Here is a 3992-nt window from a genome sequence, read left to right as displayed (position 1 = left end):
TTGCGACCGTTATCGAGACAATATTTATCTTGTAGTTCTTCTAAAACAAAAGAAAAGTCTACCAGTTCATTCAATTGACGAAGCATATTATCCTTTGGTACAACGATATCGCAAATCGCCATAAATGGACTGCAGTACAGATTAGTATACTAGCATTCCCTTATTCTATGTATGCTATATTTCTATTCTTCTTTTTCCGACATTAGAACTTTATAATTTTTTTACGAAATAAACGATCCCAAAATGATTTCTTCTGTTCTGAAGATGCTATGAGGCGCTTACTCCCTTGTATCTCTCTTAATACCTGCATTAATTGAATATCTCTTTGTTCCTCTCTTATTATTCTCTTAGCATCCGTCTCCTGTAAAAATGTACTTTGTTGATCCAACCTTTGAATTAACTCTACATTAAGCTCTTCTAATCGTTCTATACGTTCCGTTAATGTTTTTATGTGTTCTGTATTTACTATGCTATCTGTAACAACAGTTGCTATCTCATTTTCTTCAAAACTTGCCATTGCTAAATTTATAGCCTGTTCTAGTGTTACGTTCTTCTTGTTCATAGCTGTTACTAACCGTTCTATAGTTGCTACATCTTTATGATAAAAAATTCTAGAATTATTATTGCCGCGCTCGAAAGGATACCCAGCTTCCTCCAGAGCAAGGCAATATTTCCGTAAAGTACTTGAGCCAATCCCTAAGTTCTTGGCTACCTCAGATCCCCAATACGTTTGCGCCATATTTTGTCCTCCCTCTGTTCTAAGCTGTTCTTCGGTTGCTATATAGTGTTTTCCTTCTGTAAAAAAGTAAAACTTTCCTTTTAAAAGCCAAAGAAAAGTTTTTATTCTTCAGTGTAGAACGCTATAACTCAACTGTTTTTATACAAGATTTTATTGGACTTTGTCCAAACCTACAAGGGGAACTCTTCCCCTTGACCCCCTCAATCGAACTCCCCAACCCCTCATTCTTGAGGGGCTCCCTCGCCGGTTGGCAGGAACAAACCGTAGTTTGTTCAGTGCCAAGAGGGTTCGGGTATAGTGCGGTTGGTCAAGTCAAATACTCCCTTTGCTTCGCTAGGTCCGTTTTGATTGACCAACACATACAACCACCTCTACTCCATGTAAATCTCGTTTACTTAGTCTCACTTTTTTTTATTCCCTCTAATCATTCCTATTGCAAATCCAATTGAACTTCCCAATACTATTCCTAAAGCAAGATTATTTATAAGTAAACCAACAGTTGTTCCAATTCCCATTCCGATGGACATAGATAACACAATTAATTCATTATTTCTTTTATCATTATTCAAAAGTCATACCCCTTTTCTTTAAATAGTCTCCTTTTTATTTCCGCCCTTTATTTTCACAACATGTTGATATAATCGCTCATTAAATTCTTTATCAACTCTTAAAAATTGATTATCTGTATTATAACGTTTTTGGATTTCTTCTAACAATAAAACCTCTGATTCTGGCATTACATATTGTCTTTCAATTATAAATTGGTCTAGCTGGTTGAATCTTCACTTGTAACGAAGTCAATTTACAAAACTGTGGTACTGATAGTTCTCTCATCTTTGCTAATACTTCTAAACTTTCCACCTCTTTTTTTCTATAAAATCAACATTACCCAAACTTGTTGTATACTCCTCAAACACTCCAGATTCACCTCTAACCTATCTACACTTTCTTATCCATATAAAACATCAAAAAGAAAAAAGGTCTCTCAGACAAATCAAGAGACCTTTTAAACACACACCTTGATATTTTTGTTCTCACTCTATTAGAAACCATACTAAGATTATACAAGATTTTATGCAAAAAAAGAGTAACGAGGATCCCTAGAATCCCCGCTACATCAACGATGTATAAAATCTTGTATACGAGATAACCAGATAAAAAAGAAGAATCCCTGCTAATACAAGGATTCTATGAAAAAGTTGCTACCGATAATTTTATGTTATGTTAATTAGTTTTGTATACAATATACATTAAATGACGATATAAACTAGTGCTGCTATAAGATTTGGAATAGCCATTATTAAAAAACCTTTTGATTGATCAATACGGCCAATTTTACGCGTTTCCTTTTTTGAAGAAAAGGTTCCTTTGTTACCTAAAATTAAACTATCAATGAAGTAAGCCAAAGCTAACCCAATGCTAATTAACCCAAAAGTTCCACATACATAATAAATGTGGCTCCAATCCCGACTAAAATAAGCTTCTACAGATACGATAAGTAATAGAAGTATTCCTGGAATGAGTCCTCTTTTTATCATTATGATCCCTCTTTCAAAAAGATTTAATATCCATATAGTACCATATTGTTGAGTGTATATTTTTTAAACAAATTCCGATAATGTTGCGTTATGTTAAGTAGATATGTATATATTATTCATAAAAAAATAATCATTCCTTTTTTTAATTGATTTCATAAAGTTTTTTACACATAATTGTAACTAAGGGGGATGATTCCAAGTTGAGTAAACAGAATATTAGCACAACGGTTTCAGGAGATTTAATTGTTACCCATCTGATTGGCAAGATTAAAACAGATGATGTTAATGAATGGTTTAACGGATTCGAGAAAGTTTGTCAGCAATTCATTTCCGAAGGTCGGAAATACAAATTGTTGGTAGATAGAAAAGGGTACACTCCAGATCATTTTTCAGTTCAAAAAGCATGGAAAGATAAGTTTTTCAATGAAAACATTTTGAATCATAGTAAAGCAATTGCGTTTCTCCTTGAGGAAGGAGAGATAATGAATTATTTACAACAGTCCAATACAAAAGAGTCTGTAAATTTTTTTGATGATTATGAACAAGCATTAATTTGGTTGAATGAATATCCAATATAAAACCTTTAGGACTAGCCGAAACTACCGATAACGGATTTTACGTCAACTAACCCTTTTTCGGGGTTAGTTGGTTTTTATTTCTCCTTGTTTTCGGGTGTGAGTGCTGGCTGGGGGGTTAGGGGGGCTAGCCCATGCCCATCAACTTAAGAACGGAAACAAAATGAACTTTCGTTCATATGAACGAAAAAACTCCTAAAATATTTTGTGTCCTTAAAAATAAGCATACCAAATAAACCTAGATTGGCTAAATTTCAAAAATTATGCAGCTTTCTTTTGTTTTCTCGATCCATTATACTCATAAACAACACCCAAAATATCAAAGAGTGTTTTCTTCTCGTATCGATGAGATTTCCGACCATTTTTCTGAAGTAAGTGGAACAGGCGGATTAGAATCTTTGTTATTTCTTGGGTGTTTTGCTGTATGGTTTGATATAAAATGTGTAAATGATCTTGAATCATTCCAATTGCTTTATATTCACTTAACTCCTGTTTCTTCTTTTGTAAAATTAATTGTCGCATCTTAAACATAATAGAAGAACATATAAAAATAGCAATGAGTTTTCCATAAACATGGCATTCTAATCGCTCTTGTTTGATATTTTGCCAGTGATGAATTTGAAATAGGGATTTCCAAGTTTTAAAGATAATTTCTATTTGCCAACGCAGGGAGTAAAAATCATGTATTTGTTCCATCGGAACGATCTCCCAAGGGGTATTCGTAACATATAGGTTCATGCCAGATAATCGTTTGCTTTTTTCCGAATACGTAATGCCTTTTTTACTTTCCGTATACAATTGCTTTTTCATACGCTCACGAAGTTATTTTTCTGTTAATCGATACATAATCACCCGGGTTAATAGTTTTTTATCTTTTCCAATATAAGCGTCTTTTATTTCATAGACCTGTCCTGGTTTTAGGGTATTCATAATGTGGAGTTAGTATAGTCATATGGACACAACTTAGTTAAGTCCTTACAATGGATTTCAAGGAGGAAGTGTCCGTATGGCAAACAAGAACTTTAATGAAGAATTTAAAAAGATGGTTGTTGAATTATATCATTCAGACCAATCTGTGAAAGAATTAAGCAGCGAGTATGGTGTATCAGAAGTAACGATTTATAAATGGATTAAAAAATA

At 33.4% G+C, this 3992-nt stretch carries 7 protein-coding genes and 1 pseudogene; 2 read left to right on the top strand and 6 right to left on the bottom strand.

Going from position 1 to position 3992, the window contains the following annotated elements:
- From MR059_RS22530 to MR059_RS21350, 5 genes are all read right to left on the bottom strand, one after another.
- Nucleotides 1–122 (bottom strand): transposase (locus MR059_RS22530; RefSeq protein WP_472927000.1); only part of this gene is annotated, 122 nt, incomplete at its 3' end.
- Nucleotides 123–202: 80 nt separating this feature from the next.
- Nucleotides 203–739, bottom strand: coding sequence for a DUF3967 domain-containing protein (locus MR059_RS21365; RefSeq protein WP_048723152.1), 537 nt, complete (start codon nt 737–739; stop codon nt 203–205).
- A gap of 401 nt (nt 740–1140) precedes the next feature.
- Nucleotides 1141–1308: a glycine zipper domain-containing protein gene (locus tag MR059_RS21360; RefSeq protein WP_164468634.1), complete on the bottom strand. Its 168-nt coding sequence runs from the start codon at nt 1306–1308 to the stop codon at nt 1141–1143.
- An 18-nt stretch (nt 1309–1326) separates the two neighbouring features.
- Entirely contained in the window at nt 1327–1476 is a 150-nt protein-coding gene (locus MR059_RS21355; protein WP_239431017.1) for a hypothetical protein, read from the bottom strand.
- 513 nt (nt 1477–1989) lie between these two features.
- Nucleotides 1990–2277 (bottom strand): DUF5316 family protein, encoded by a 288-nt coding sequence (locus MR059_RS21350; protein ID WP_094374232.1) that lies wholly within the window; start codon nt 2275–2277, stop codon nt 1990–1992.
- A 170-nt stretch (nt 2278–2447) separates the two neighbouring features.
- Here MR059_RS21350 and MR059_RS21345 point away from each other — a divergent pair, with 170 nt between their 5' ends.
- Nucleotides 2448–2855 carry an STAS/SEC14 domain-containing protein gene (locus tag MR059_RS21345; protein WP_087095705.1) on the top strand — a complete coding sequence of 136 codons (408 nt, stop codon included), beginning with the start codon at nt 2448–2450 and terminating at the stop codon, nt 2853–2855.
- 258 nt (nt 2856–3113) lie between these two features.
- Here the strand turns inward: MR059_RS21345 and MR059_RS21340 are convergent.
- A pseudogene (locus tag MR059_RS21340) lies at nt 3114–3788 on the bottom strand (transposase); the annotation flags it as partial.
- A gap of 70 nt (nt 3789–3858) precedes the next feature.
- On the opposite strand from MR059_RS21340, the gene MR059_RS21335 reads away from it, so the two are divergent.
- A partial coding sequence (locus MR059_RS21335) for a transposase (RefSeq protein ID WP_242162026.1) occupies nt 3859–3992 on the top strand: 134 nt, incomplete at its 3' end.

This window comes from Bacillus cereus group sp. BfR-BA-01522, from assembly GCF_022662635.1.
Lineage (GTDB): Bacteria > Bacillota > Bacilli > Bacillales > Bacillaceae_G > Bacillus_A > Bacillus_A cytotoxicus.
Note: the sequence above shows the minus strand (reverse complement) of the source record. Positions and strands in the feature narration are given on the sequence as shown.